Origin of the sequence: Paraprevotella xylaniphila YIT 11841 (assembly GCF_000205165.1) — a bacterium.
Classification (GTDB): Bacteria; Bacteroidota; Bacteroidia; order Bacteroidales; family Bacteroidaceae; genus Paraprevotella; species Paraprevotella xylaniphila.
Window position 1 is genome coordinate 1 of the sequence record NZ_GL883812.1, and the last position, 26,746, is coordinate 26,746.

Consider the following 26,746-nt stretch of genomic DNA (forward strand, 5'->3'; position numbering starts at 1 on the left):
CCGCATTTCACTTTTTTGTAGTAACTTTGCGCACAAAATCAGATAAAAATCTTTTTATGCAACAGAAAATCATCATTCTTGATTTCGGGTCACAGACTACACAGCTTATCGGACGTCGTGTCCGGGAGTTGGATACCTTCTGTGAGATATTGCCTTATAACAAGTTCCCGAAAGAAGATCCGTCGGTTATCGGTGTGATTTTAAGCGGTTCGCCTTTCAGCGTATATGATAAGGAGGCGTTTAAAATTGACTTGGACGAAATTCGCGGGAAATATCCGATATTGGGTATTTGCTATGGCGCGCAGTTCATGAGTTATACTTTGGGCGGCAATGTGGAACCGGCTGGGACGCGTGAGTACGGGCGTGCCAATTTGGTTTCGTTCGACAAGGAGAATCCTTTGTTCAAGGGATTTGAGGAGCACTCCCAGGTGTGGATGAGCCATGGCGATACTATTACGAAATTGCCCGAGGGCTTTAAGGTGATAGCTTCTACCGACAAAGTCGTGAACGCCGCTTATCAGGCAGAGGGAGAACCGCTATGGGGTGTGCAGTTCCATCCGGAAGTGTTTCATTCCGTACAGGGAACGCTGTTGCTGAAAAACTTTGTAGTGGACATTTGCGGCAGCAAGCAGGATTGGAGTGCGGCTTCGTTCGTAGACACTACGGTGGCCGAGTTGAAAGCGCAGTTGGGAGACGACCGGGTGATTCTCGGATTGAGCGGTGGTGTGGATTCTTCCGTGGCCGCAGTGTTGCTGAACAAGGCTATCGGTAAGAATCTGACCTGTATCTTCGTAGACCACGGGATGTTGCGTAAGAACGAGTTCAAGAATGTGTTGCACGACTACGAGTGTCTGGGGCTGAACGTGATTGGCGTGGACGCCAGTGCGAAGTTCTTCAAGGATTTGGAAGGAGTGACCGATCCGGAGCAGAAGCGTAAGATTATCGGCCGCGACTTCGTGGAGGTGTTCGATGCAGAGGCTCGGAAAATAACCGATGCCAAGTGGCTAGCGCAGGGAACGATTTATCCCGACCGTATCGAGAGCCTGAATATTACGGGAAAAACAATCAAGAGCCACCACAATGTGGGCGGTTTGCCTGAGGAGATGAACCTGCAACTTTGTGAACCGTTGAAATGGTTGTTTAAAGACGAGGTGCGCCGCGTAGGGCGGCAGATGGGAATGCCGGAACATTTGATTACCCGTCATCCGTTCCCCGGACCGGGACTGGCCGTGCGTATCTTGGGTGACATTACGCCGGAGAAGGTACGTGTGTTGCAGGATGCCGACGATATTTTTATCCAAGGGTTGAGAGACTGGGGGTTGTACGATCAAGTCTGGCAGGCCGGTGTAATCCTGTTGCCCGTGAAAAGCGTAGGCGTGATGGGTGACGAGCGTACGTATGAACGCGCTGTAGCCTTGCGTGCCGTGACCAGTACGGATGCAATGACGGCCGATTGGGCACATTTGCCTTACGATTTCATGGCGAAGGTGAGCAATGATATAATAAATAAGGTGAAAGGAGTGAACCGTGTATGTTACGACATCTCTTCCAAACCGCCTTCGACGATAGAATGGGAATGACAATCGTATACCCACTATGAGGTAGCCGTGCGTGATATGCGCAGCTACCTTTTCTTTTATAAGGAGATATATGGTGAATGGTAGCATTGGTAGCAGCATCGGATTACCGAAAGTTTCGGTAGTCATTCCGGTGTATAATGCAGAGGACACGGTTGTAGACTGGATTGACAGTGTACTTGGGCAGGATTTTCCGGATTTGGAAATAATAGTGGTGGATGATGGAAGTAATGATGGTAGTGGAGTTTTATGTGACAACTGTGCTAGAAGAGATAGTCGTGTCAAGGTTATCCATCAAAAAAATAAGGGACGTTCTGCTGCGCGTGGCGTGGGGACGATAATGTCTCAGGCTAAATGGATTGGGTATGTCGATTCGGATGATACGCTTCCAAAGGATGCTATTTCCCGTTTGTATGCCAAGGCTATTGACGACGTGGATGTTGTTTTGGGGAATGGCTATAAATTTTCGAAGGGAAGGCGGTGCCCTAAGATTTCCATAGAAGAATTCCGTCATATGGTGGTAAGGGCGGAAGGGCCTATCGGTGTGCCATGGGGATGCTTGTTCCGTCGTTCTGTCTTGACATCTTGGGTGTGGGATATTCCTCGTGAGATCAACATGGGAGAAGACTACGTGTTTTGGTTAAGGGTCATTTTTCAAACACGTAAGCCCGTGAATGTAATATATGAGAAAGTGTATGACAAAGGGGCGGACACGACATGTGCGAATTTTAAATGGAACGCAGGTTATGCCTTAGCCATCCATGAATTACGTAAAGGCGCTATTCCCGAGCATTTGTGGGCTACATACATGTCGGATACGATAAGCGACAGGTTGGTCAACCTCTTGGATGTGGCTTGTTGTCAGCCGTGCCGCTTGTGGAGGCATAGTCGTTTCTACATGGAATTGAAGGAGGATATTGGCAAGTATGGTTATGACGTGCCATTGAAAACGAAATTATATTTGTTATTACCTTCCTTATGGATGAGGAGGATGTATTCCAAGCTTAGCGATTTAAAAAATAAGTGGATTTAGGTTAGAGGAGATGCTGTCTCTTTTTAGGGGGAGGCGGATTATATAAAAGTAATATAAAAATGGTGAAAAAAGTAGGGGCGGTTTTCGGATTGGCTGTAGTGTTTTCTTCTATTGTTTGTGCACAAAATGACTCTACATTGGTGTACAATGTGGAAATGTCTGCGAATGCCAGTTCTGGAGATTATGCACCGTTGTGGTTTACAGCCAACCGGAACGGCCTGTCAAGCCAGGAATCGAACAGTGCTTATTTGCGTGCGGGACTTGCTTACCGTAAATATTTTAATCATGGTTGGCGGATTGGAGCCGGATTGGATTTGGCTGCGGCCGTGAACAGCCCTTCCGAATTTATCGTGCAACAGGCTTATGCGGACTTTTCGTGGAGAGTTCTTAATTTGAGCATCGGGAACAAGGAACGCAATCCGTTGGGGAAGAACCCGCTGTTGAGCAGTGGCGGAATGGTGGAAGGAAATAATGCGCGGCCTGTTCCACAGGTTAGGGCAGAGATTGCGGATTATTATACGGTACCGGGAACAAAAGGGTGGTTTGCTTTTAAAGGCTATATCGCTTACGGGCGTTTTACGGATGACCGTTGGCAACGTGATTTTGCGGGGGCAAACCACCAAGCCTACGTGGAAGACATTCTTTATCACAGTAAGGAGTTGATGTTCAAGGTGGGAAACAAGGAAAGGTTTCCTTTGGAAGCAGAACTCGGCATGCTGATGTCGGCGCAGTTCGGAGGAACGCAGCATACCTTCTCTTTGAAAGACGGTGAGTGGAAAGAGACTGTGTACGAGATGCCTCATGGATTGAAGAATTATGCCAAAGTTTTCTTGGCCCAAGCCGGGGGAGACGGCACTACCGGGGGAGATCAGGTGAATGTGGAAGGCAATCATGTGGGCAGTTGGAACTTTGCGTTGAATTATTATTGGCGCGATTGGAAGTTCCGTGCATATTATGAACATTTCTTTGACGACCATTCACAAATGTTCCTCCAATACGGACGTTGGAAAGACGGGCACTTAGGATTTGAGATTACTTTGCCCCGGAACCGTTGGGTCAATACTTTGCTTTGGGAAGGATTGGCTACGAAAGACCAGTCGGGTCCTATTTTGTATGACGGAGACGAACGTTTTCCGGGAGCGGCTTTTCCGGGTATGCAAGTAAGTGCTTGTGACGATTACTATAATAATTTCTTTTACCAGTCTTGGCAACATTATGGTATGGGAATCGGTAACCCATTGTTGCCCGGACCAATCTACAACCGTGATGGCAGCCTTAAGTTCCGGAGCAACCGTGTGCGTGCCAACCATTGGGCTTTCAGCGGGACACCGTCAGACGAGTGGGCCTATCGCGTACTGATGTCATACGCGCTTCATTGGGGAACATACGTCAATCCTTTGGATAAGATATGCAAACAGTTCAGTTCGCTGTATGAAGTGACGTATTCGCCCAAGGCATTGGCCGGATGGCATTTTTCCGTTTCGGCGGCCGTGGATCACGGTAATTATCTTGGTAATAGCGGCGGTGGTATGATAACCATAAGAAAGGAGGGAATATGTATAAAATAAATAGTTTGATTTTTAAATGGATTTGTGTATGCCTGACCGTCTCATTCTGTTTGTCTTGTACGGACAAGGCACCGGAATATCCTGATTTGGAAGGATATTGGAAACAGGAGAGTATAGAGGATGAGGCTACGGACGGGCATTCGGAATGTAATCGTCTGTTTTGGGCATTTCAGCTCGGTGTGTCCGAGATTCGGGATTTGGGTGGTAACGGTTATGGGACGTACGTGTGTAGGTATGATTATAATGAAGGTTCCGCAACTTTGCGTATGTATAATTTCAGGGTAAAAGGGAATCCGTCTCAAGAGGCGGATGTAGATAAGCTGAAGCTTTTTGGCATACCTTCCGGAGATGTGACTTTTGAGGTCGTGCGGCTCGATGGTGACCGTATGGTGCTTCGCTCATCAGGGACTTCCTTGTATTTCCGTTCCTTTTAATTTTTTCCTTTTTTATATGCTCTATTTCAAAAGAAATTCATAAATTTGCAGTGCGCAAGCCGAGAGAAGGCTGACTTCAAAATATTCGTGCTGCAAAATATTAGAAAAGAGTTAGATAACTTATATTAGAACCTTTAATTTTAAAGATTAAGTAAAATGATTAAAGTAGGTATTAATGGTTTCGGTCGTATCGGCCGTTTCGTATTCCGTGCTGCTCAGAACAGAAGTGACATCCAGATTGTAGGTATCAATGACTTGTGTCCGGTAGATTACTTGGCTTACATGCTGAAGTATGATACTATGCACGGTGCTTTCGAAGGTACAATCGAAGCTGATGTTGAAAACAGCAAGTTGATTGTAAACGGTAAAGAGATTCGTGTAACGGCAGAACGTAATCCGGCTGATTTGAAGTGGAACGAAGTTGAGGCTGAATATGTAGTTGAATCTACAGGTTTGTTCCTGACTCAGGAGAAGGCCCAGGCTCATATCGATGCAGGTGCTAAGTACGTAGTTATGTCGGCTCCTTCCAAGGACGCTACTCCGATGTTCGTTTGTGGTGTAAACTTCGACAAATACGTAAAGGGTACTCAGTTCGTTTCTAACGCTTCTTGTACGACAAACTGTTTGGCTCCTATCGCTAAGGTTTTGAATGACAACTGGGGTATCACAGACGGTTTGATGACAACTGTTCACTCTACTACTGCAACTCAGAAGACTGTAGACGGTCCTTCTATGAAGGATTGGCGTGGTGGTCGTGCTGCTTCTGGCAACATCATCCCGTCTTCTACAGGTGCTGCTAAGGCTGTAGGTAAGGTTATTCCTGAATTGAACGGTAAGTTGACCGGTATGTCTATGCGTGTTCCGACTTTGGATGTTTCTGTAGTAGACCTGACTGTAAACTTGGCAAAACCGGCTAAGTACGAAGAGATTTGCGCTGCAATGAAGGCTGCTTCTGAAGGCGAATTGAAGGGTGTTCTGGGTTATACTGAAGATGCAGTGGTTTCTTCTGACTTCTTGGGTGACACTCGTACTTCTATCTTCGATGCTAAGGCAGGTATCGCTTTGACAGATACTTTTGTTAAGGTGGTTTCTTGGTATGACAATGAAATCGGTTATTCTAACAAGGTATTGGAATTGATCGCTCACATGAAGAAAGTTAACGGTTAATTCCCTTTGCTACGATAAAAATGAAGCCATCCTCCTTTTGAGAGGGTGGCTTTTTTCGTATCTTTGCTTTCATTATTATAATATGGTAAACGATGATACGATGAACTATGACCTTATTACGATATTAGGGCCTACGGCGTCGGGAAAGACTGCATTAGCTGTGGCTTTGGCCTGCGAACTGAAGACGGAGATAATCAGTGGTGACAGTCGGCAGGTGTACAGGCGTATGGATTTGGGAACCGGAAAAGACTTGAAAGACTATGTCATCAATGGTTGTTCTGTTCCTTATCATTTGATTGATATAGTAGAACCGGGTACGAAATATAATTTGTTTGAGTATCAGCGGGACTTCTTGAAAGTTTATGAAGCGTTGAAAGCACGTCGTATGCTTCCTATATTATGTGGAGGTACAGGCTTATATATCGAGTCCGTGTTGAAAGGATATAACCTGATGCCCGTACCGGAAAATCCGGATTTGCGTGCAAACTTGGCTCGAAAGAGCCTCCCCGAACTGACAAAGATACTGGGTTCATATAAGGTGCTTCATAATACGACGGATGTCGATACCGTGAAACGTGCGATACGCGCGATAGAAATAGAGGAGTATTATCGTTTGCATCCTACGGAGGCGAGGGCTTTTCCCGAAATCCGTTCCTTGGTCATAGGGGTGGACATAGAGCGGGATTTGAGACGTAAAAAAATAACAGAACGTCTAAGGCAACGTTTGGATGAGGGGATGGTTGATGAGATAAAAAGGCTGTTAGACGAGGGGATACCGGCGGAAGACCTGATATATTATGGCTTGGAGTATAAGTATCTGACACGATACGTACTCGGAGAGCTGACGTATGAGGAGATGTTCCGTGGTTTGGAAACCGCTATCCATCAGTTTGCCAAGCGACAGATGACTTGGTTCCGCGGAATGGAGCGCCGTGGCATTAAGATAAACTGGTTGGACGCAGGTTGGCCTATGGAAAAGAAAATCGGTCAGATTCAAGATTGGCTGTGTCCGTGAAGATTTAGAAGAATATTCAAGTAGAGAATAAATAGTTTTGCGTATATTTGTGCGTTTTTAGTAAATAGGATTATGGAACCATCAAGATGGGGGATTATATACTGTCCGAAAGACGGTGTCCGTCACATACATAAAGAGTGGGAGGCTATACGCTCATATTTGACGGAGAAAGGCGTACTTTATGATTTCGTGCAGAGCGAAGGGCCGAAATCCGTAGAACGCCTGGCGGGTATGCTTGCTTCAAATGGCTATACAACGATTGTCATTGTGGGAGGCGACGCTGCATTAAACCGTGCGTTAAACGGAGTACTATCGCAAGGAGAGGAGGTTCGTCGAAACGTTGCTTTCGGGGTTATTCCTAACGGTTGGGGAAATGATTTTGCACATTTCTGGGGATTTGAGGAAGATAATTACAAGCAAACGATAGATTGGCTGATAAAGCGAAGGGTCCGTAAAGTGGACGTTGGGTATTGTGTGCCGGAGCGGATAGGGGATGCCCATCCCCGTTTCTTTTTAAATTGTGTGAATGTCGGTTTGGTGGCGAACATTATGAATATCAAGCACAAGACGCGCCGTTTTTGGGGTATGCTGACCCTTTCTCATTTATCGTCTATGTTTTTGTTGCTGTTTCAGCGTATGGAACACAAGATGCATTTCAAAGTGAATTTGGATGACATCGAGAAAAGTGTAATGACGGTATGTATCAGTAGTGCCAGAGGGTATGGCCAGACTCCGAGCGGAGTTCCGTACAATGGATTATTGGATGTTTCAGTCGTGTCGCATCCGGAAATCAGCCAGATGGTGGAAGCTTTATGGATGCTTTTCCGAGGTCGCTTCTTGAATCATAAAGCCGTAAAGTCGTATAGGACTAAAGAAGTGGACTTTTTTGATAACGGAAAGGCTATGATCAGCTTGGACGGAGCGGTATGGGAGAACGGTTCTACGCCCATGAAGATAGGTATACATCAAGAATGGGTGAATTTCATCATACCGGGTTGAACGGCTCGGAAACAATAATCATGAGACCTATCCTATTTTAGATATCTTTTCCAATCTGTCTTCCGATATGATTTTGATTTTCCGGCCGTCTATCGCGATGATTTTCTCAGAGGCGAAATTAGTCAATGTACGAATCGCGTTGGAAGTTGTCATGTTGGAGAGGCTGGCCAAGTCTTCACGGGACAGATAGATGCTGAGTGTGCAGCCATCTTCTTCCAACCCGTAACTCTCCTTCAAAAACAGAATTGATTCGGCCAACCGTCCCCGTATGTGTTTTTGAGTCAAGTTGACTGTACGTTCGTCGGCTATACCCAAATCTACAGATAATTGTTTGATGAAAAACCATGCCAAGTCATTATTGCTACTTACCAACTTCGTGATGGTAGACATGGGAATCATGGCTATCGTTGAGGCTTCGAATGCGGCAGCGGCAGTCAGAAACTCCTGATGGGCAAAGTACGCACGATAGGCAAAGTATTCTACGGGCTTGATTACGCGGATGATTTGATTACGCCCGCTGACACCGTTCTTGAATATTTTTACCTTCCCGGATAAAAGACACATGAGTTGAGTCGGGAATTCACCTTCACTGTAAATCGCTTCGTTCTTTCTAAATGTATAAACTGTGAGGTTTTCTGTTAAATATTCGCGTTGTCCTGGGGTGAGTGGTTTGCATAAGTCTGAGATTTTTTCTAAAACCTCTTCCTTGTCCATGTCCTGCTTGACCATAAATCAAATCTGCTTCAAATTATGTTTTACAACACAAAATTAGTAATTCTTGATAGATTCATGAAATCTTAAGGTTATAAAAATATGTTTTGCAGCATTTTTTTATGAATCCTTAAAAAAAACTTATTCCTTATGTTCGTGGATAGCCGGATTTTTATTATTTTTGGGTTGCATAAATAAAAACAGAGACAAAATAAACAGTAAAGTGAAAACCTTATATATAATTTCTAGACTATGAGTTACATTCATTTTGATAAGACTCTGATGACCAATTTGGAGGAAGCGTTACCCAAAGAGATTTTGAGGTCTAATCGCTCGGGTGCTTATTCTTGTTCTACGATTGTGGATTGTAATACAAGAAAATATCATGGTTTGTTGGTTGTCCCGATACCGGAATTGGGCGACGAGAATTATGTGTTGTTGTCTTCATTGGATGAGACGGTGGTACAACACGGGGCTGAGTTTAACTTGGGGCTTCACAAGTATCAAGGGAACAATTTCAGCCCGAATGGCCATAAGTACATTCGGGAATTTAATTGCGACCAGGTGCCTACTACAATCTATCGTGTAGGAGGAGTGGTCCTGAAGAAAGAAAAGGTGTTCCAGCATTATGAAAACCGCATTATCATCCGTTATACGCTCTTGGACGCCCATTCCGAAACGACTTTGAAGCTCCGTCCTTTTCTGGCATTCCGTTGTGTGAGGGAGTACACGCATGAGAACACAAGGGTGAACCGGGACTATCAAGAAGTGCCGAATGGTATCAAGACTTGCATGTATGAGGGTTATCCCGAGCTTTACATGCAGTTGAACAAGAAAAACGATTTTGTTTTTCAGCCGGATTGGTATCGAGGCGTGGAGTATCCGAAAGAATTGGAGAGAGGATATGCCTTTAATGAGGACCTCTATGTGCCCGGTTATTTTGAACTGAAGATAAAAAAAGGCGAGAGTGTGGTATTTTCCGCCGGAGTGTCTGAGATAAAGACCACTCAGTTGAGACAGATAGCAGATTTTGAAGCGAAGATTCGTACTCCGAGGGATAATTTCTATCATTGTCTGGTAAATTCTGCACATCAATTCTATTATCATGTAGACGGGGAGAATTATATTTTGGCAGGCTATCCCTGGTTTAAGTGCCGTGCGCGTGATATGCTGATTGCTTTGCCGGGATTGACTTTGGTCAATGAAGAAGTGGAGCAGTTTGAAATGTGCATGAAAACGGTGGAAAAAGGCGTTCGGGAATTTATGGCCGGCGAGCCGTTGAGCGTGAAAATACATGAAATAGAACATCCGGATATTCTTTTGTGGGCGGTTTGGTGTATTCAACAATATGGCAAGATTGTTTCTTTGCAGAAATGTGTCGAGAAATACGGACTTCTGGCAAAGGACATCATGATGTATCTGAGTACAAGTTCCCATCCCAATTTGAAAGTCAGAGACAACGGATTGGTATACGCCCAGGGGAAGAGTAAAGCCGTGACTTGGATGAACTCGACGGCAAACGGCCGTCCGATAGTACCGCGAAGCGGGTATATCGTGGAGTTCAATGCCTTATGGTATAATGCATTGAAGTTTAGCGAGGAGATTTGCCGGATGGCTGGCCGAAAGGAAGAGGAACAATATTTTGCAGGGATGGCCGCCAAGGCGGAAAATTCGTTCAGAAAGGTTTTCTTGAACCAGTATGGATATTTGTTCGATTACGTGGACGAGAAAAACCAAGAACAAGACTGGAGTGTCCGTCCCAATATGATATTTGCCGTGGCACTTGACTATTCTCCCTTGCCCCTTCCGGAAAAGAAAGCGGTTTTTGATATTTGTACGAAGGAGTTATTGACCCCTAAGGGGCTTCGTTCCCTGAGTCCCAAGAGCGGGGGATATAACCCGATGTACGTCGGCCCTCAAGTCCAACGTGACTACGCCTATCATCAAGGTACGGCATGGCCTTGGTTGGCTGGATTTTATATGGAAGCCTGCATGCGTTTGTATAAAAAGAGCCGTGTAAGTTTTGTGGAACGCGTGTTGGTGGGCTTTGAAGAAGAAATGTTTTCGCATTGTATAGGCACCATACCGGAACTGTTCGACGGAAACCCACCTTACCATGCCCGAGGGGCCATATCCTTTGCGATGAATGTGGCTGAGATTCTCCGTGTGGTGAAATTAATCGAAAAATATGATATATAAAGATTAGGAGGAACTGAATATGAAAGTATTAATGTTTGGTTGGGAGTTTCCTCCTCATATTCTTGGAGGACTCGGTACGGCAAGTTACGGTCTGACGAAAGGTCTTTCCTTACAGCCAGATATGGATATCACTTTTTGTATCCCGAAACCTTGGGGAGATGAAGACCAAAGCTTTATGAAGATTATAGGTATGAACAGCGTGCCTATCGTTTGGCGTGACGTGGATTGGAATTATGTAAACGGCAGGGTGGGCAGTTACATGGACCCGCAACTTTATTATGATTTGCGCGATCATATTTATGCCGACTTTTCATATATGCATGTGGATGACTTGGGCTGCATGGAGTTTTCCGGCCGCTATCCGGACAACTTGCACGAGGAAATCAACAACTATTCCATCGTGGCAGGAGTGGTGGCCCGGCAGCAACGGTTCGACATCATTCATGCACACGATTGGTTGACCTATCCTGCGGGCATCCATGCCAAGCAAGTCAGCGGGAAACCGTTGGTGATTCATGTGCATGCCACGGACTTCGACCGGAGTCGCGGAAATGTGAATCCCACAGTCTACAGCATCGAAAAGAACGGCATGGACCATGCGGACTGTATCATGTGCGTGAGCGAGCTGACGCGCCAGACGGTAATCAACCATTATCATCAAGATCCGGCAAAGTGTTTTGCCATGCATAATGCCGTGTATCCGTTAGCTTCCGAGCTTCAGGAGATTGTGGACCAAAGGAAACCCTATTCGGAACGCAAGGAGAAAGTAGTGACTTTCCTGGGGCGTATCACCATGCAGAAAGGGCCTGAGTATTTCATCGAAGCGGCCAAGCGGGTGTTGGACCGTACACACAACGTGCGTTTTTGCTTTGCCGGAAACGGTGACATGATGAACTCCATGATTGAGATGGCTGCAGCCTACGGGATAGCCGACCGTTGCCATTTTCCCGGGTTTATGAAAGGGAAACAGGTGTTCGAATGTTTCCGTGACAGCGACGTGTATGTGATGCCTTCCGTGTCGGAGCCGTTTGGGATTTCCCCGCTCGAGGCGATGCAAAGCGGGGTGCCTTCCATTATCAGCAAACAATCCGGTTGCGCCGAGATTCTGTCTAAGTGCATCAAGGTGGACTATTGGGACATAGATGCCATGGCCGACGCCATGTATGCGCTTTGCGTGTACCCTTCCTTGCATGAATATTTGCAGGTGGAAGGAAAGAAAGAGGTGGACGGCATCACGTGGGAGAAAGTGGGCCAACGCATCCGGAAACTTTATGACGAGACAATCCAAAAATATAAATAATCTAAAATCCTAAGACATGAAAACGATATGCCTTTACTTTGAAATTCATCAAAATATACATTTGAAACGTTACCGCTTCTTCGACATCGGTACGGACCATTATTATTATGATGATTATGAGAACGAATGCAGCATAACCAATACGGTTGAGCATTCCTACCTGCCTGCGTTGCAGGCTTTGCTTCAGATGCTGAAAGAGAACCCTGGATTTTTCAAGGTCGCTTTCTCGATTTCCGGCACTGCCATTGAACTGTTGGAGAATTATGCGCCATCCGTCATAGATTTGTTACAAGATTTGAATGAGACAGGAGGTGTGGAGTTCTTGGTGGAGCCTTATTCCCACGGCTTGTCTTCCCTGGCCAATGAGGAGAGTTTCCGGGAGGAAACCTTGAGGATGTCACGAAAGATTAAGGAACTTTTTGGAAAGTCGCCAAAGGTGTTCCGCAATTCTTCTTTGATATATTCCGACGACATAGGGAATATGGTAGCTTCGATGGGGTTCAAGGGATTGCTGACGGAGGGTGCCAAACACATCTTAGGATGGAAGAGCCCTCATTTTGTGTACCATTGTTCACAGAATCCGAACCTGAAACTCCTTTTGCGGGATTATAAATTGTCGGACGATATATCCTTGCGTTTCAGTAATTCCACTTGGAGCGAGTTCCCCTTGTTTGCCGAAACCTATATGGATTGGATAGCGGCAGTGCCGGAAGAGGAGCAAGTGATTAATATCTTCATGGAGTTGTGCGCATTGGGTATGTTCCAACCGCTTTCGTCCAATATACTGGAGTTCCTCAAGGCCCTGCCGGCTTGCGCCAAGGCCCGTGGAATCTCTTTCTCCACCCCTTCGGAAGTGATAGACCATCACAAGTCGGTTGACGCGCTTGAAGTGCCTTATCCCATGTCATGGGTGGACGAAGAGCGCGACATCAGTTGTTGGTTGGGAAATGGCATGCAGCGAGAGGCTTTCAACAAGCTGTATAGCGTGGCCGACCGTGTGCGTATTTGTAACGACCGCCGTATCAAACAGGATTGGGATTACCTGCAGGCTAGCAATAATTTCCGTTTTATGACCACGAAATCCAGTAGTTGGAACATGTACCGCGGAATTTATGATTCTCCCTACGATGCCTTTACGAATTATATGAATATCCTTGGCGATTTCATTAACAGGGTGAATGGCATGTATCCTCGTGATATAGACAATGAAGAGTTGAATTCACTGCTTACGCTGATTAAGAACCAGGGAGAAGAATTGGAGGTGAAGGACAAAGAGATTGCACGTTTGAATGCCCGTATGAAGAAGTTGGCATCTGAAGGGGCGGAAACGGCCAAGAAGGTTTCCACGCGCAAGGTTGCAGCCAAGAAGTGACGCATGCCGTTCCGTGTCCCACGGTGCAGGTTTGTGCGTGGGCATGGAACGTAAGATGACAGTGGCCGACTCGCCGTAAAGAAGTGGGTCGGCCTTTCTCGTGTATAGCACCGGGGAGGGGAGGCACATGCGTGACGGACGTTTCTTTGTTGAAAATCCGGAATCTTGTAATGTTTTGGTTTATAGGTCGGTAACATTCTCCTTAGATTCGTTTTTCATTCTCAGGAGATTGAAAAATCATTCGGCTTAGATTGATTTTCCGTTTGGCGCAGATTGGTTTCCCACAGCCCTGTGTCCGTTTTTTTTTGAAAGTATGGTGAGAATTTGGCATAGGGAGGGGAATAAAAAGAACAGGTGGAGAAGCCTATGGTTTCTCCACCTGTTCTTTTTATTCCTGCCGTGGTTACGGGTAAATGAGTGGGTTAATTGAACGTACTATAAATCACTTGGATTTTAAGTTTGTCTGTTGCGCCACCCACTAACTTGGCACTTCCCAGTCCCATGTCATGCGTCACGCTGACGATATTGTTGTTGTTGTCCTGGTTGGTTTCAACAGGAATGAGTACCACCTTGTTCCAGTCCTGATGCTGCTGTTCCCAAGCTTCCGGTGTGATGCCGGCTTTGGCAGATTCCTCATTCCTCTCTCTCTTACAGTAAGATACCAAGTTGCTGATGTTGGAAAAAGTATAAGTGTTATAGCTGCTGTTGAAAGAGGTGACGTAAGATGTTTTTTCGTCCGGCACTTTTCCTTCTTCAAAGAACGTGTACATGTCTTGTTTGCGCACCAACAATAGGGTCTGGGGAACCTCGAAGGCCGATTCCTGGTTTGTGGCATTATAGCGATACAAGGAGAATTGAGCCTGGCTGATGCTGTCGTTGAGGTGTCCTTGGTAGATTTCGTTTACAGGAAGTGTGATTTCCGTAAACACTCCGGCAGGAGTTTTCAAGTAAGTGCATTGGGTGTCGTTTTCTACCAACTCGGCCAGGTCATCATTTTCCACGTAAGTGTTCTGCAAGACTTCGGGAGTAGCTGCAAAACGGCTCATACCTACGTAAACCGTGTCTTTTTCGGCATCTTTATACCTGAAATAGAGATTCATGGCTCCTACTCTCATCTTAACCATCGTACCGTCCCCGTCCGTCAGTTTGAAATAGAAGCCGGGGCATACATGGCGTATGAAATTATATGAATTCTTGAAAAAGCCCTTGTTCTCGTAGTATTTCTTTATGATGAATGTGCCGTATTCTTTAGGCAGCATGATACGTATGTTCGGAGTGTATGAGCTGCTTTCCAGATAATCGTCCGACAAAGTGAAATCCTTTGTCGTGAAGACCTTTCGTGTAATGGGCCCCGTTGCATGGCGGTTGATATACCGGCTGAAATCGGCATTGCTGTAATACGTAGTGTCCTCGCGCACGACGTTTGCGGTGTCCAATTCGTATACGTCTACTTTCATCGGATTGTTCTCGTCTCCGTAATATTTTTCGTAATATAACCTGATTTCAATGGAATCCGCTTCGATTTCTCCTTGCTCGTTCTTGACCATCAGGTCGTAAGCGGGGAATTCATAGTTTTCCAACGTGCCGAACTGCGCCAGAAACTCGGCCTTGATTTGCATGTTCGTTTCCGGGTCGGTCATACGTCCTAAGTAAGAACTGTTGCTATTGCTTAAAACGGAATCTGCCAATAGTGAGTGTGTGCTTGCTTCATATACCGAAGCGGAAGCGTTGATGTTATCGGAATCCGTGAAAATTCCGATAGTATCGGTCGTGTCGTCACAAGCCACGCTGCATAATCCAATCAACGTGATGAATGAAGTTTTGAATTTCATGTTTGCAGAGGATGATAAATGTTTTTAGTCTTCATTCTTACCTTGGCTCCATACTTTGTCGTAGAAGTCGGCAAAAGCATCGGCGTCGGCGGCACTGACGTTTTCCAACACCGGAATCTCTTTGCTTTGGGCGTATTCGGCAAAGGCTTGGAACTTGTCCGTATCGGGCACGGTCAGCCCGTCGGAATAATTGATGGCTAATTTGTTCAGTTCGTCGTATGTCACTTCCGGGCTGAAGTCTTCGAGGACAGATGCGTTCACATCCCTGAACGTTATGCAATTGCCGAAATTCGTGCCCATCGACTGTTTCAAATCTTCGGAAGACATGGAATACACGATTTTGCTGTCGCGGAACGAAGGCTCTTCCTTATAGGCGGTCTTGACATAGAGGGGAACCAAAGCTGACATCCATCCTTGGCAGTGGATGACATCCGGAACCCATCGAAGTTTCTTTACAGTCTCCAATACGCCCCGCGCATAGAATATGGCCCGTTCGCTGTTGTCCTCATATTCGTTGCCGTTCTCGTCGAGAGCCATCAGGCGTTTCAGGAAATAGTCATCGTTGTCTATGAAATATACTTGCATCCGGGCGGCCTGGATTGAAGCCACCTTGATGATGAGCGGATGGTCCGTATCATCTATGATTAAATTCATGCCGGAAAGACGAATCACTTCGTGGAGCTGGTTGCGACGTTCGTTGATATTTCCCCATTTGGGCATAAATGTTCTGATTTCTCGTCCTTTTTCCTGTATTTCCTGAGGAAGTTCTCTACCCATAGCAGCCAGTTCCGAATCGGGAACATAAGGCGTCATTTCTTGAGTAATGAATAGTATTTTCTTTGCCTTCATTGTCATGTTCACTTTTTCCTTGGCACAAAGGTACGAAAAAAGTTTGGCATTATAGCCTTTTTCAAGGGAATAGAGCTTAATTCTTTCATTAATTTCACGTATTTATTTGGCTAATGTTTTTGCTATGTGGTATTTTATATGTTATTTTGCAGAGTTTTTTAGGGAATGCAGTTTAAAATCAACCACAAATGAAGTTAATTCATACAATTGAAGATTTGCGACGCAACTTGGCAGAGGCGCGTGCAAAAGGTGAAAAGATTGGATTGGTGCCTACGATGGGTGCATTGCATGAGGGACACGCTTCCTTGGTGAGACGTTGTGTAGCAGAAAATGATGTGACCGTAGTGAGCGTGTTTTTGAATCCTACGCAGTTTAATGATAAAAAAGATTTAGAGAAATATCCTCGGACGTTGGATGCGGATTGTGCTTTGTTGGAAGGTGTGGGGGCTGATTTCGTCTTTGCGCCGTCTGTGGAAGAAATGTATCCTCAGCCTGATAGCAGGAAATTCAGTTATCCGCCGGTGGATACGGTGATGGAAGGGGCTTTCCGTCCCGGACATTTCAATGGCGTATGCCAGATTGTGAGCAAATTGTTTGCCATCGTGGAGCCTGACCGTGCTTATTTCGGGGAGAAGGATTTCCAACAGATTGCGGTGATTCGTGCCATGGTCGAAGATTTGCATTTGAAAGTAGAGATAGTGCCTTGTCCGGTTGTCCGTGAAAAGAGCGGGTTGGCCATGAGTAGCCGTAACACCTTGTTGACGGACGGGGAGAAGGCCGTAGCGGCTCATATCTTCGGCATTCTTTCCAAAAGCAAGAATTTTGCCACGAACCATACCTTGAAAGAGACCCGGCAATATGTGGTGGATTCCTTGAATGCCATAGTGGGACTGGAAGTGCAATATTTTGCCATAGTGGATGGAGGGTCTTTGCAGGAACTGGACAGTTGGTCGGATTCGGATGACATCGTAGGGTGTATCACCGTTTTCTGTGGAAGCCAGCCTATCCGTTTGATAGATCATATTAGATATAAAGAATAAGATTAAAAGCAAAAGGGTATGATGATCCAAGTGCTGAAGTCGAAGTTGCACTGTGTGCGTGTGACGGAGGCTAATTTGAATTATATGGGGAGCATCACTATTGATGAGGACTTGATGGATGCGGCTAATTTGATTGCAGGAGAAAAGGTCCAGATTGTGAACAACAACAATGGTGAGCGTTTGGAAACCTATATTATAAAAGGTGAACGCGGTTCGGGGTGTATTTGCCTGAACGGCGCAGCTGCCCGTAAAGTGCAGGTAGGAGACGTTTGTATTATCATCTCATACGCCATGATGGATTTTGAAGAAGCCAAGACGTTTGCTCCTACTGTCGTTTTTCCGGATTCAGCGACTAACCGTTTGGTGCGTTAAGGATTTGCGATAGGGGAGGGCATGCATTTGTGGAGTGCCGCCATCGTTCTTATATAATTGTTCCGGCCGACAGTGTCCGTAAAGAGACGGTCGGCCGGTTTCTTTTTTATTTCCTTTGCCCTTTTTGGCTAAACAGAAATTGTTTGCCCTGATAATAATATGAACCCTTTTAAAGTCGTGGTGATATGTGGCGATTTTATTTTAGATTTTCAGCGGTTTGACTTAGCCTGTTGAGGAATAAACTTTTAGCGAACTGTTTGAGAAATAGAAGTAACGAAACTTTGTCTTTTACCGTACTTTTGAAGTCTTGTAAGCAGGACTTTCGGACAATAAAAAAAGCCACAAATCATTGATTTGTAGCTTTTTGTCCGTTTGCTGACCATTTCTGTCCAACACGTTCAGCGGAGAGAGAGGGATTCGAACCCCCGGTGCCTCTCAGCACGACGGTTTTCAAGACCGTTGTAATCGACCACTCTACCATCTCTCCAATACTTTGTCCGGGAAACTCTCTTCCTCAAAAGCGATGCAAAGGTACGTGATTATTTTCATTCGTCCAAATTTTCAATGAAAAAAGTGCTTTGAATTTTTGATTTTATTCTTTCCCTGCTTTCATAGCCCTATGTAAGTTACTATTATTAAACGATATATAGAATAAAGTTTTAGGGCACTCTTTCAATAATCCGGTTCTTTATTTTATATAAACTCTATTATATATAAGGAGATTGGTGTTGTGTGGAAAGGGAATAGGACAGTTCTTTCGGCTACAATCTAGCCGATAGCATTTTCTTGAAGATTTCCGTTTGTTCTTTTCGTTCTTCCTCTGTAAAATCAGGATGCAGTGTTGCCAAGTAACATTTGAAGGTTTCTATGGCTTGCATACGAGCCATGGCTTTTCCTGCTTGTAAACCGCTGTGGTAAGGGGTGTGAGGCAATAGGCTGCGATTGAAATTTCCGTCACTCATGATTTTTTCTTTTAAGATGGGATAAAGTTAAGTGATTTTTTTTATTTCAACGAAGGGTTGGGAGAAATTTAGGACTAATGGGGTATATTTATGAGACAATTTTAGATTCATCTCTCCCGGGGAAACCGGGAGAGATGGGTGAAGTGTATCATTGTCATATTTTGGTCTTAAAGTATAACCACTTCACCTTCTATATGAGGTAGAATGGTTACAAGTCGTTTAATATTAAATAATTGGCTTTGTCTATGACAGTCGTGTCCAAAGAAGCCAGATAAATCTGTGTGGTGGTTTCGGAATCATGTCCCATTCCTTCGCTGATGATGGATAAAGGTATGTTTTTACTTTTAGCGATGCTCGCCCACGAATGCCTTGCAACGTACATGGACAAGGGGTGGGGGCTGTGTACGAATACGGACAGAATCTTGAGTTTCCTGTTTACCAGTGTGAGAGAGTTACGGTATTGTAGGCGTTCGTTTTCATTGGTTGATGTAATGATAGGGAGTAGGTATTCTGTCGGGTTAGGAGGGTATTTTTCTATAATCTCCTGCATGCATTGTTCCCATTTGATGGAAAGTTGCTGTCCGGTCTTTTTTCTGCGATAGGTCAGTATGCCGTTGTGCAAATCCTTTTTTTTCAGATATGCCATGTCTACAAAAGACATGCCTCGCGTGTAGAAACTGAAAAGGAACATGTCGCGGGCGTAGTCTACCGAACTTCCGGTCAGGAGTTCCTTTTCTTTTATCTGCCGGATGATAGGTTGGGGAATAGCTCGTTTTATGGTTTTCTCTATTCCGGTGTATACGTGGCGAAAGGGAAAGCGTTGTGTGGTCAGTTCTTTCTCCACTGCCCGGTTGTAAACAGCTCTTAAGATACGCATATAAAAAGATATGGTATTCAGGCTTAATCGTCCTTTTTTTAAGTATGCCTCATAGGCTTCTATTGTTTCCTGGTTCATCTCGTCCAGTATGATTTCTTCTCCGTTTTTGAAACGCATGAAGCTGTTCAGTGTGCATTGATAAGTTTCTCCCGTGCGTATTCTTCCTTGTTCTTTCAGATGACGGATGAGCGAGGTCATGAAACCGGTCAAAGTGTCGTTTTCACATCGCTTACGATAGAATCGGAGAAGCTCGTCAGTACTGTATGGCTGCCCTTTGCGCGTCAGGTTGGCAATGCACTCATTCAGACGGAACAAATCCTGTTTGATTTCATGTCGGTAGCGGGATAATATGGAATGCCTGTCCGGTCTGGAAGGAGATGGTGTGATGCGTGCGGTACGTGCGTTCCATTCGTCGGGATAGACTTTATACTTAGTCTTTTGTGAGCGTACGATACGACGGTGGATAACTTGCAAATAAAGAGTTCCTGTTTTTCCTTCGATAATCGAGGGTCTGAATTTTACTTTAACTGATGCCATTTGTATGTTTTTTAGTTATGGATTTATGGGCAAGTCTTAAAAAAGGGCTTGCCGTGAAATAAGTTCAAATGTCCAAACCAATTTAAAACATGCTGTAGACGTTGGGCATATCCGGTGTTTTTTATAATTTTGCCCGTCTAAATCGAACACTTATAAGAAATGGGAACCAAGAACGCTTTAACAGAAAAAGTCTATTCCGGGAAAGATATCATGCGTATTGCTTATCCTATTCTGATCAGCCTGTTGATGGAACAGATGATAGGAATGACGGATACAGCTTTTCTCGGCCGGGTGGGAGAAGTGGAACTGGGAGCAGCTGCCATTGCCGGCATCTACTATCTGGCTGTTTTCATGATGGGTTTTGGTTTCGGCGTCGGGGCCCAGATTCTGATTGCCCGTCGTAATGGGGAGAAGCATTACGACGAAATCGGCGAAATCTTTTATCAGGGTATTTATTTCATGTTGGGGTTGGCTTTGTTCGCTTTCCTGCTCACCAAAATCATTTCTCCGTTTTTGTTGCCGGTTATTGTGTCGTCGCCTCATATCTGTGAGGCTGCTCTCAGTTATATAGACTGGCGTATTTTCGGTTTTTTCTTTTCCTTCATAGCTGTAATGTTCCGGGCGTTTTTTGTTGGTACGACTCAGACTAAGACGCTGACACTGAACTCTGTGATAATGGTCTTGTCCAATGTGGTGTTCAATTATATATTGGTGTTCGGAAAGTTCGGCTTTCCGGCATTGGGGATTGCCGGGGCCGCCATCGGTTCGTCGTTGGCGGAGTTGGTTTCAGTCGTATTTTTCATTCTTTATACCTATCGTCGTGTGGATTTGGTCAAATACGGTTTGGTTCATCCTGTGCGTTACAGTTGGTGTAAACTTCGCAGGATGCTTGACGTGTCTTTTTGGACGATGATACAGAATTTTATCTCTCTTTCCACCTGGTTCTTGTTCTTTCTTTTCGTGGAACACCTCGGAGAGCGTGCTTTGGCCGTAACCAATGTCGTACGCAATATCTCCGGAATACCCTTTATGGTTGTGGCTGCTTTTGCTTCCACGTGCAGTGCCCTGGTCAGCAATCTGATAGGCTCGGGAAGAGAAGACATGGTGATGTCCACCATTCGTCAGCACGTCCGTCTGACTTTTATGATAGTGTTGCCGATGGTAGGATGTTTTGCTCTTTTTCCGAAAGTGATATTGGGTGTTTACACCAATATACCGGATTTGATTGCTGCCGCTATTCCTTCGCTATGGGTCTATTGTACGACTCCTTTGCTGATTGCTCCGGGAAATATTTATTTCCAGGCCGTTTCCGGTACGGGTAATACCCGCAAGGCTTTTATCCTGGAGATGGTGACATTGTCGTTTTATACCTTATATATATACGTTACCATCCAGCATTTGCGTTTCGATGTGGCTTGGTGTTGGACATCCGAGCACGTATACGGTTTTTGCATCCTGTTGCTTTGTTATGCCTACTTGCGTGGGGGCCGTTGGAAGTTGAAGAAGATATAATGTGTTCCGGTTCTTGTTCTGGTAAACATTTATCGGTTCAGGCTATCCGTACGGACATAAGTCGTGATTTGCCCGTTCTTTTCTAAGCTCAGCATTTTTTCGTCCACGTCTATAATCTTAAACGCCGTTCTCTCTGGTCGTTTTTGGGCCATGCGTTCGAACAATTCTTTTACTAAGGTCTTGTTTTCCTCCGTTATGCTGTCGCCGAATTCGTAAGTCGTGTTTTGAATGTCGTTGGCGATAATCAGGCTGTCGCCGTCTACTTTCCAAGTTCCGGGATGTTTTATGATACAGTCCATGGTGCCGGCTCCAGTCGTATTCATAAATGTGTGGTCGGCATGAAATTCAAAGGTTTGTCCGGGCAGGGCCGGATGTTCGTATATTCCTGCTATTCTGCTTTCGGTATCATTCTGGCAACCGATGGTTATGAAAGCGGTTGCAGCCATTAGGGCTGCCATGAGACAGGCTCTTTTCATCATTCATTATTAATTAATCGTTAAACTTATCGGGCAGCTCTGAGCCGCATCCTATCTTATCCAAAGATAGCGATTAATCACAGGAGAATTACTGTAAAATCCCCAAAATATTGCAAATTATTCTTATTTGATTTGCCGGACAAGGTGTTGGCTTGTCGGGTTATATAAAAGCAGAAACGGTCTCTCCTTCACGGAGAGGCCGTTCTTTTAGTCAGTGAAAACACTGACTTTTCATAGTTGAGGTTTCCTTATTTAGATTCAATTCATAGTTTTTTCCTTGATTTATGTTTCTTTGTCCAGAATGAAACACAGGTTGCTATCTCTTAGGGTCGCGTTTGCTGTGTGGGGCTGCCGGACTTCTTTTGACCGAGGGTGTCGGTTTAGAGAAAGACGAACGTGTAGGACTCCTTTGTATCCGTTGTGTACTTTGCACTCGCGGAGACATTGGCGATTTTGCCGTTGGGATTTCCGGGTGCACCGATGGACGGTTTACTGTTGTCCGGGTGGAACTCCGTCTATTGTAGTGGCTCTTCGTCCTCAGGTTCGTCACCGGTTCTTCCCGTTTTCTGTTGTCCGAATGTGGCCGTACGACGGGCGGTCGTTTATTGTCGTTGTCCTTTCCTACGACTTGATTTCCAGGTTTTTGTACGGAGGTAAAACGGAAACCATTACCATGGTGCCCGTTCGGGCGTTGTCCTGGTCGTGGCGGTCTGCCGGGCGATTCGAAATGAAAACCAGAACCACCGTTGCCTTTGTGTGGCCCGGGACGGTGAGGTGGCAGGGCAGGACGCCCCGGTAACGGGCCTCTGTGTTCCCCTCTCAATCCTCCGTTCCATACCGGGCGCCGGTGAGCGTAGAAGCTCTGCCGATGCTCGTGCCGGTAACGGTAGTGTCCGCCCCTGTACACCCGGTATACCCTTGGTGGACTGTAATAGAAGCGGCTCGGGCTGTAAATGGTATACACCGGTAAGAACCACCCCGTAGCTCTCCATATCACAGGACGAAAAAAGTAAGTGGTAGCCTGAAACAAAGCATACTGCCAATCGTAGAGGATAAAGCGCAAATCGGCGTTTCTGTATTCCAGATACACGCTCGAAGCGTCGCTTGCCGTCCTGATGTTCATCAGGTAATCCAGATTGATTTCGTAGGCGTCGTTGTATTGTTGGTCGTTAAGGTTCAGTTCATACGCCATCTTGTCCGTCAGGAACCTGGCCCGGTCGCGGGCTTCTTCGTAAGACATGGCATTAAGGCTGGCCAGTCCGAAGCATAGAGCAGTAATCAGTCCTAATAACTTTTTCATGTCTTTTTTGTTTAACGGTTCGTACTTCATCTTTTCTACATTGCAAATATCCGGCTTTTTCATGGAACGTGAAAAGGATTTTTCCTATTTTGCGGTAGGCGTTTCCCTATCATACAAGAGGAGAATGTTTTTGGGAAAAGATTGGTTAATAGACTTTAAAAATGGGGGGGTAAAAAGAGAAAGTTAAAAGAATTATCTTCGTTCATCATTTAAATCGTTACTTTTGAGAAGGCAAGATGGGAGGCTTGCGAAAGCCTTATTTTGATAAATGGAAAAACAAGGAAGCCGAATGGAAGGACTTTTAAAAGCGATATGGGTGTGGGGGCTGTTGTTGGGTTTATCGTCCGGGGCTGTGGCTCAGGCTCGGCAGGAGGTAGCGAAGGAGGACACGGTTAAATCACGCACCATTGCCCTTTGGGGGCATGTGAAGGACGGTTTCACCTATGCCGCCCTTCACGGCACGTTCGTCACATTGATGCGCGAAGACAGCACTGTGGTGGATACCATGCACGTGCAGTGTTTAGATTCCGGCACACCGCAGGAAGACACCTATTACAGGTTCAATGTACCTCCCCGGAGGGCGCGTTACATCATCAAAGCCGAGCATCCCGATTACTATCCGGAATACGTGGACTGCACGGTGCGTTACGTGGCACGCAATTCCTACGTTGATGCCCGGCATCATGAGATGCGCCGTCGTCCGCGTTCGTCGTTTGCAGACCGCAGTTTGGGAGAAGTGGTGGTAAAGGCTACCAAAATCCGGGTGGCTTACCGGGGCGATACGGTGGTCTACAATGCAGATGCCTTCAACTTGTCCGAAGGGGCGATGCTCAATGAACTGGTCCGCCAGTTGCCCGGAGCGGAATTGAAGCCGAACGGCGAGATTTACGTCAATGGCCGCAAGGTGGATTACCTGACGCTGAACGGTACGGACTTTTTCAAGGGCGACAACCGTAAGATGCTCGACAACCTGCCTGCCTTCACGGTGCAGCAAGTGAAAGTGTATGACAAGACGACCGACCGCAGCGAGTTTCTCGGTTACGACACGGAGAAAAAAGCCTACGTGATGGATGTGAGCCTCAAACGCGAATACAACACCGGCTATATGGCCAATGTCGCGGCGGGAGGTGGTACGGACAGCCGCTATGCCGGACGGGCTTTCGGCCTGCGTTATTCCGATCGCTCGCGTGTCACCCTTTTTGGCGGGATGAACAACACCAACGTTTATAATGATCGGCCGGGCGAAAACGGCGAATGGCCGGAGGAAAGCCTGACCAACGGTGAGTTTGTCACCCGGCAGGTCGGTGGGGAGTTTTTTTGGCAGAACAAGGCGAGGGGCATTGAGGACAAACTCACGGCCAATGCCGAATGGAGCGACCAGTTCGTCAACCAAAAGTCGGCGACAGAGGCTTATCTGCCGCAAGGCAACCGTTACACCCGTTCTTCTTCCCTTCAAGACGTGGATTATACGGGGGTGAATGCCAATAACTGGTTGACGTGGAAAACAAAGGACCATTTGCTCACCGTGCATTCCTACGTAGGTTACGATTGTACGGACATGCGCGGTCATGCCCGTGATGCGGCTTTCGACGCCGACCCTTCGGCCGTGGGGGGCATCGACGAGGTGCTCGATTCCGTTTTTCTCCTTCCTTCGTCCGGAAGCGCACGGATGCGTTGGCTGAACCGCTCTTCCACCCGGTCGCTTTTCGAGGAATGGAAGTACAATGTGGGGCATGACATGATGTGGGACGCCAAGTTGCCGTGGGGTGACAATCTCCAGTTGCGATTCACCGGCTCTCTCAGCCGGACGGAGAACGACCGTTTCGAGCATTACCTGCTGGATTATGCTTCGTCCGAGTCCGAAGCCGACCGCCGCAACCGTTACGACCGCAGACGTCGGCGTAATTATTATTACCAACCCTCGGCGGAATACACTTTCAACTTTCCGAACGACTGGCATTTCCTTACCTATTATATATATAAGCAGGATTATCGTTCCGATTCCTCGCCACGCTATCGTCTGGACAGTCTGGCCGGTTGGGAGGTGGGAGCGGTTCGGCATTTGGGCGAATTGCCTTCCGCACGCGAATTGTCCGCAGCATTGGACGTGCCGAACAGTTACTACCGGCATGACCTTTCTCGGGTGCATACTTTAGGGCTGCGCACGTTCTATTCCCGGCGGACGGAGGACAAATACATCTGGTTCAATTTCCATTTGCCTTTCACACAGTCGAAGGAAGACATGCGCTACCGCCGGGAGGAGATAGATGCCGGCCTGCAACGTCGCGTGTTCCGTGTCCAGCCCGATTTCACTTATTTGGTCTATTGGTTTGGAGGTACAAGATATTTCAGGACGTTCATGGTCAATGCCGACATGGCTTTGGGCACGCCCGACCTTGTGAACCGTTTGTCTGTCCGAGATGCTTCCGATCCCTTGCATGTACGTGTGGGGAATCCGCACCTGCAAAACAGTTGGCGGTATAACTTCCGCACGGGATTCTTGCACCGCAGCTCGGAGAAAAAGTGGTTTACACAAGTGAACGTGAATGCCTGGCTTGGGGTGAACGACGTGGCACAGGGGTTCAGCTACAATTCCGAAACCGGAGTGTACACCTACCGTCCGCAGAACGTGGACGGTAATCGGGGCATCAATGGAAGTCTGGCATTTCAGAAAGAAGGTATGGCCGAATATTGGAATGTGGGAGCGAATTTGAACTATGACTTTCACCGTAGCGTGGACCTCTCGTCCGTGGAGGGGATGACGGAGAGCGTGTTGAGCAAGGTGCACAACCACGAGACGAAGGCCTACCTTTCCACCGGTTACCAGCGCGGAAGTCTGACCCTGAATGTGGGATGCGATGCCACTTACCGCCATGCCGACGGCAGCCGGGCGGACTTCAACACCGTGGATGCTTTCGATTTCCGTTACGGCCTTTTGGGAGAATACACGATGCCGTGGAAAATCCACTTGTCCACCCGTTTGAACATGTACAGCCGCAGGGGCTATGACGAAGCCGCCATGAATACGGACTATCTGATATGGAACGCCTCCCTTTCGCGTTCTTTCCTGAAAGACCGCCTGATGGTGAAGGTGGAAGGCGTGGATTTGTTGCGCCAGATGCGTTCCGTTTATATGGACGTGAACGTGCAGGGGAAGACAGAGACTTATTATAATATCGTGAAAGGCTACTATATGCTTACTTTGGGGTGGAAGTTGACACGAAATCCTAAAAAGCGGGAGTAAGGCGTGCAAAATGTCATTTCCGACCCGGTTTTCGGCCTGTCTGAAAAAGGAATCCAGAAAGAGAATGTGAAAAACAATTTATCCGGAATGCTTGTATGAAGCATTCCGGAAGGGTGTTTCTTAAAAAAAAGGGATTTTTCTCAGCCGAATGAAAAATCGTTCGGCTGAGATTGGAAAATCGTTCGGCTGAGAAAAGTTTGAGGATGTCAGCCGACAAGGGAAAAAGCGGGCTTCAATCGTGAAAAGACGAGGCTTTCACGGGCAGATTTGCCTCCTTTTTTCGTCTTTTATGAATTATTAGACCCTTTTTTCGTACAAGAGTCCGGGTGCAAAATGTCAGTGAATTGCTGTAAAGGCAAAACGGATAAAT

At 46.3% G+C, this 26,746-nt stretch carries 21 protein-coding genes and 1 tRNA gene; 14 read left to right on the forward strand and 8 right to left on the reverse strand.

All coding sequences use genetic code 11. The features are described from left to right. The first annotated feature begins 56 nt into the window (after positions 1–56). The 7 genes from guaA to HMPREF9442_RS01200 all read left to right on the forward strand — a co-directional run bounded on the left by guaA (position 57) and on the right by HMPREF9442_RS01200 (position 7,793). Positions 57–1,580, forward strand: coding sequence for a glutamine-hydrolyzing GMP synthase (guaA, locus tag HMPREF9442_RS01170; RefSeq protein WP_040602456.1), 1,524 nt, complete (start codon positions 57–59; stop codon positions 1,578–1,580). Positions 1,581–1,650: 70 nt separating this feature from the next. Next, complete coding sequence (locus tag HMPREF9442_RS01175; RefSeq protein WP_008624390.1) at positions 1,651–2,610, forward strand: glycosyltransferase family 2 protein; 960 nt, start codon at positions 1,651–1,653, stop codon at positions 2,608–2,610. 59 nt (positions 2,611–2,669) lie between these two features. After that, a complete protein-coding gene (locus tag HMPREF9442_RS01180; RefSeq protein WP_008624392.1) occupies positions 2,670–4,178 on the forward strand; it encodes a capsule assembly Wzi family protein in 1,509 nt (502 codons plus the stop codon). Further along, positions 4,166–4,612, forward strand: coding sequence for a lipocalin-like domain-containing protein (locus HMPREF9442_RS01185; protein ID WP_008624394.1), 447 nt, complete (start codon positions 4,166–4,168; stop codon positions 4,610–4,612). The genes HMPREF9442_RS01180 and HMPREF9442_RS01185 overlap by 13 nt, the downstream gene beginning before the upstream one ends. A gap of 156 nt (positions 4,613–4,768) precedes the next feature. Then, positions 4,769–5,779, forward strand: coding sequence for a type I glyceraldehyde-3-phosphate dehydrogenase (gene gap / locus HMPREF9442_RS01190; RefSeq protein WP_008624396.1), 1,011 nt, complete (start codon positions 4,769–4,771; stop codon positions 5,777–5,779). Between the two features lie 82 nt (positions 5,780–5,861). Continuing rightward, a complete protein-coding gene (gene miaA / locus HMPREF9442_RS01195) occupies positions 5,862–6,794 on the forward strand; it encodes a tRNA (adenosine(37)-N6)-dimethylallyltransferase MiaA (RefSeq protein WP_008624398.1) in 933 nt (310 codons plus the stop codon). A gap of 72 nt (positions 6,795–6,866) precedes the next feature. Continuing rightward, positions 6,867–7,793, forward strand: coding sequence for a diacylglycerol/lipid kinase family protein (locus HMPREF9442_RS01200; protein ID WP_008624400.1), 927 nt, complete (start codon positions 6,867–6,869; stop codon positions 7,791–7,793). Between the two features lie 27 nt (positions 7,794–7,820). On the opposite strand, the gene HMPREF9442_RS01205 is transcribed toward HMPREF9442_RS01200, so the two are convergent. Next, positions 7,821–8,522, reverse strand: a complete 702-nt coding sequence (locus tag HMPREF9442_RS01205; protein WP_008624402.1) for a Crp/Fnr family transcriptional regulator — start codon at positions 8,520–8,522, stop codon at positions 7,821–7,823. 234 nt (positions 8,523–8,756) lie between these two features. On the opposite strand from HMPREF9442_RS01205, the gene HMPREF9442_RS01210 reads away from it, so the two are divergent. Genes HMPREF9442_RS01210 through HMPREF9442_RS01220 form a run of 3 tightly spaced genes read left to right on the forward strand, consistent with a single transcriptional unit; the run spans position 8,757 to position 13,375 of the window. Then, positions 8,757–10,703, forward strand: a complete 1,947-nt coding sequence (locus tag HMPREF9442_RS01210) for a glycogen debranching enzyme N-terminal domain-containing protein (RefSeq protein WP_008624403.1) — start codon at positions 8,757–8,759, stop codon at positions 10,701–10,703. 19 nt (positions 10,704–10,722) lie between these two features. Then, entirely contained in the window at positions 10,723–12,003 is a 1,281-nt protein-coding gene (locus HMPREF9442_RS01215) for a glycosyltransferase family 4 protein (RefSeq protein ID WP_008624405.1), read from the forward strand. A gap of 16 nt (positions 12,004–12,019) precedes the next feature. Next, on the forward strand, positions 12,020–13,375 hold the full coding sequence (locus tag HMPREF9442_RS01220; protein WP_008624407.1) for a glycoside hydrolase family 57 protein: 1,356 nt from the start codon (positions 12,020–12,022) through the stop codon (positions 13,373–13,375). 422 nt (positions 13,376–13,797) lie between these two features. On the opposite strand, the gene HMPREF9442_RS01225 is transcribed toward HMPREF9442_RS01220, so the two are convergent. Both HMPREF9442_RS01225 and HMPREF9442_RS01230 read right to left on the reverse strand, forming a co-directional pair. After that, positions 13,798–15,207, reverse strand: a complete 1,410-nt coding sequence (locus tag HMPREF9442_RS01225) for a DUF4270 domain-containing protein (protein WP_008624410.1) — start codon at positions 15,205–15,207, stop codon at positions 13,798–13,800. 24 nt (positions 15,208–15,231) lie between these two features. Then, entirely contained in the window at positions 15,232–16,056 is an 825-nt protein-coding gene (locus HMPREF9442_RS01230; RefSeq protein WP_172604664.1) for a glycogen/starch synthase, read from the reverse strand. Positions 16,057–16,244: 188 nt separating this feature from the next. Here HMPREF9442_RS01230 and panC point away from each other — a divergent pair, with 188 nt between their 5' ends. Continuing rightward, positions 16,245–17,096, forward strand: coding sequence for a pantoate--beta-alanine ligase (panC, locus tag HMPREF9442_RS01235; protein WP_008624413.1), 852 nt, complete (start codon positions 16,245–16,247; stop codon positions 17,094–17,096). An 18-nt stretch (positions 17,097–17,114) separates the two neighbouring features. After that, positions 17,115–17,468, forward strand: coding sequence for an aspartate 1-decarboxylase (gene panD / locus HMPREF9442_RS01240; protein WP_008624414.1), 354 nt, complete (start codon positions 17,115–17,117; stop codon positions 17,466–17,468). Between the two features lie 402 nt (positions 17,469–17,870). Here panD and HMPREF9442_RS01245 read toward each other — a convergent pair. From HMPREF9442_RS01245 to HMPREF9442_RS01255, 3 genes are all read right to left on the reverse strand, one after another. Beyond that, a tRNA-Ser gene (locus HMPREF9442_RS01245) sits at positions 17,871–17,955 on the reverse strand. 274 nt (positions 17,956–18,229) lie between these two features. Continuing rightward, positions 18,230–18,430 (reverse strand): hypothetical protein, encoded by a 201-nt coding sequence (locus HMPREF9442_RS01250; protein WP_008624416.1) that lies wholly within the window; start codon positions 18,428–18,430, stop codon positions 18,230–18,232. Between the two features lie 208 nt (positions 18,431–18,638). Further along, positions 18,639–19,844, reverse strand: coding sequence for a tyrosine-type recombinase/integrase (locus tag HMPREF9442_RS01255; protein ID WP_040602457.1), 1,206 nt, complete (start codon positions 19,842–19,844; stop codon positions 18,639–18,641). Positions 19,845–20,003: 159 nt separating this feature from the next. On the opposite strand from HMPREF9442_RS01255, the gene HMPREF9442_RS01260 reads away from it, so the two are divergent. Next, positions 20,004–21,356, forward strand: a complete 1,353-nt coding sequence (locus HMPREF9442_RS01260) for an MATE family efflux transporter (protein WP_008624419.1) — start codon at positions 20,004–20,006, stop codon at positions 21,354–21,356. Positions 21,357–21,385: 29 nt separating this feature from the next. Here the strand turns inward: HMPREF9442_RS01260 and HMPREF9442_RS01265 are convergent, their stop codons facing one another. Further along, a complete protein-coding gene (locus tag HMPREF9442_RS01265; RefSeq protein WP_232038353.1) occupies positions 21,386–21,814 on the reverse strand; it encodes a hypothetical protein in 429 nt (142 codons plus the stop codon). A 334-nt stretch (positions 21,815–22,148) separates the two neighbouring features. Then, on the reverse strand, positions 22,149–23,132 hold the full coding sequence (locus HMPREF9442_RS01270; protein ID WP_253270975.1) for a hypothetical protein: 984 nt from the start codon (positions 23,130–23,132) through the stop codon (positions 22,149–22,151). 289 nt (positions 23,133–23,421) lie between these two features. On the opposite strand from HMPREF9442_RS01270, the gene HMPREF9442_RS01275 reads away from it, so the two are divergent. Further along, positions 23,422–26,376 carry an outer membrane beta-barrel protein gene (locus HMPREF9442_RS01275; RefSeq protein ID WP_253270976.1) on the forward strand — a complete coding sequence of 985 codons (2,955 nt, stop codon included), beginning with the start codon at positions 23,422–23,424 and terminating at the stop codon, positions 26,374–26,376. The last annotated feature ends 370 nt before the right edge of the window (positions 26,377–26,746 follow it).

Excerpts from the sequence above, each read along its gene's own strand:
- guaA (WP_040602456.1), top strand. The coding sequence starts at position 57 with ATGCAACAGAAAATCATCATTCTTGATTTCGGGTCACAGACTACACAG.
- HMPREF9442_RS01175 (WP_008624390.1), top strand. The coding sequence starts at position 1,651 with ATGGTGAATGGTAGCATTGGTAGCAGCATCGGATTACCGAAAGTTTCG.
- HMPREF9442_RS01180 (WP_008624392.1), top strand. The coding sequence starts at position 2,670 with ATGGTGAAAAAAGTAGGGGCGGTTTTCGGATTGGCTGTAGTGTTTTCT.
- HMPREF9442_RS01185 (WP_008624394.1), top strand. The coding sequence starts at position 4,166 with ATGTATAAAATAAATAGTTTGATTTTTAAATGGATTTGTGTATGCCTG.
- gap (WP_008624396.1), top strand. The coding sequence starts at position 4,769 with ATGATTAAAGTAGGTATTAATGGTTTCGGTCGTATCGGCCGTTTCGTA.
- miaA (WP_008624398.1), top strand. The coding sequence starts at position 5,862 with ATGGTAAACGATGATACGATGAACTATGACCTTATTACGATATTAGGG.
- HMPREF9442_RS01200 (WP_008624400.1), top strand. The coding sequence starts at position 6,867 with ATGGAACCATCAAGATGGGGGATTATATACTGTCCGAAAGACGGTGTC.
- HMPREF9442_RS01205 (WP_008624402.1), bottom strand. The coding sequence starts at position 8,522 with ATGGTCAAGCAGGACATGGACAAGGAAGAGGTTTTAGAAAAAATCTCA.
- HMPREF9442_RS01210 (WP_008624403.1), top strand. The coding sequence starts at position 8,757 with ATGAGTTACATTCATTTTGATAAGACTCTGATGACCAATTTGGAGGAA.
- HMPREF9442_RS01215 (WP_008624405.1), top strand. The coding sequence starts at position 10,723 with ATGAAAGTATTAATGTTTGGTTGGGAGTTTCCTCCTCATATTCTTGGA.
- HMPREF9442_RS01220 (WP_008624407.1), top strand. The coding sequence starts at position 12,020 with ATGAAAACGATATGCCTTTACTTTGAAATTCATCAAAATATACATTTG.
- HMPREF9442_RS01225 (WP_008624410.1), bottom strand. The coding sequence starts at position 15,207 with ATGAAATTCAAAACTTCATTCATCACGTTGATTGGATTATGCAGCGTG.
- HMPREF9442_RS01230 (WP_172604664.1), bottom strand. The coding sequence starts at position 16,056 with ATGAAGGCAAAGAAAATACTATTCATTACTCAAGAAATGACGCCTTAT.
- panC (WP_008624413.1), top strand. The coding sequence starts at position 16,245 with ATGAAGTTAATTCATACAATTGAAGATTTGCGACGCAACTTGGCAGAG.
- panD (WP_008624414.1), top strand. The coding sequence starts at position 17,115 with ATGATGATCCAAGTGCTGAAGTCGAAGTTGCACTGTGTGCGTGTGACG.
- HMPREF9442_RS01250 (WP_008624416.1), bottom strand. The coding sequence starts at position 18,430 with ATGAGTGACGGAAATTTCAATCGCAGCCTATTGCCTCACACCCCTTAC.
- HMPREF9442_RS01255 (WP_040602457.1), bottom strand. The coding sequence starts at position 19,844 with ATGGCATCAGTTAAAGTAAAATTCAGACCCTCGATTATCGAAGGAAAA.
- HMPREF9442_RS01260 (WP_008624419.1), top strand. The coding sequence starts at position 20,004 with ATGGGAACCAAGAACGCTTTAACAGAAAAAGTCTATTCCGGGAAAGAT.
- HMPREF9442_RS01265 (WP_232038353.1), bottom strand. The coding sequence starts at position 21,814 with ATGGCAGCCCTAATGGCTGCAACCGCTTTCATAACCATCGGTTGCCAG.
- HMPREF9442_RS01270 (WP_253270975.1), bottom strand. The coding sequence starts at position 23,132 with ATGAAAAAGTTATTAGGACTGATTACTGCTCTATGCTTCGGACTGGCC.
- HMPREF9442_RS01275 (WP_253270976.1), top strand. The coding sequence starts at position 23,422 with ATGGAAGGACTTTTAAAAGCGATATGGGTGTGGGGGCTGTTGTTGGGT.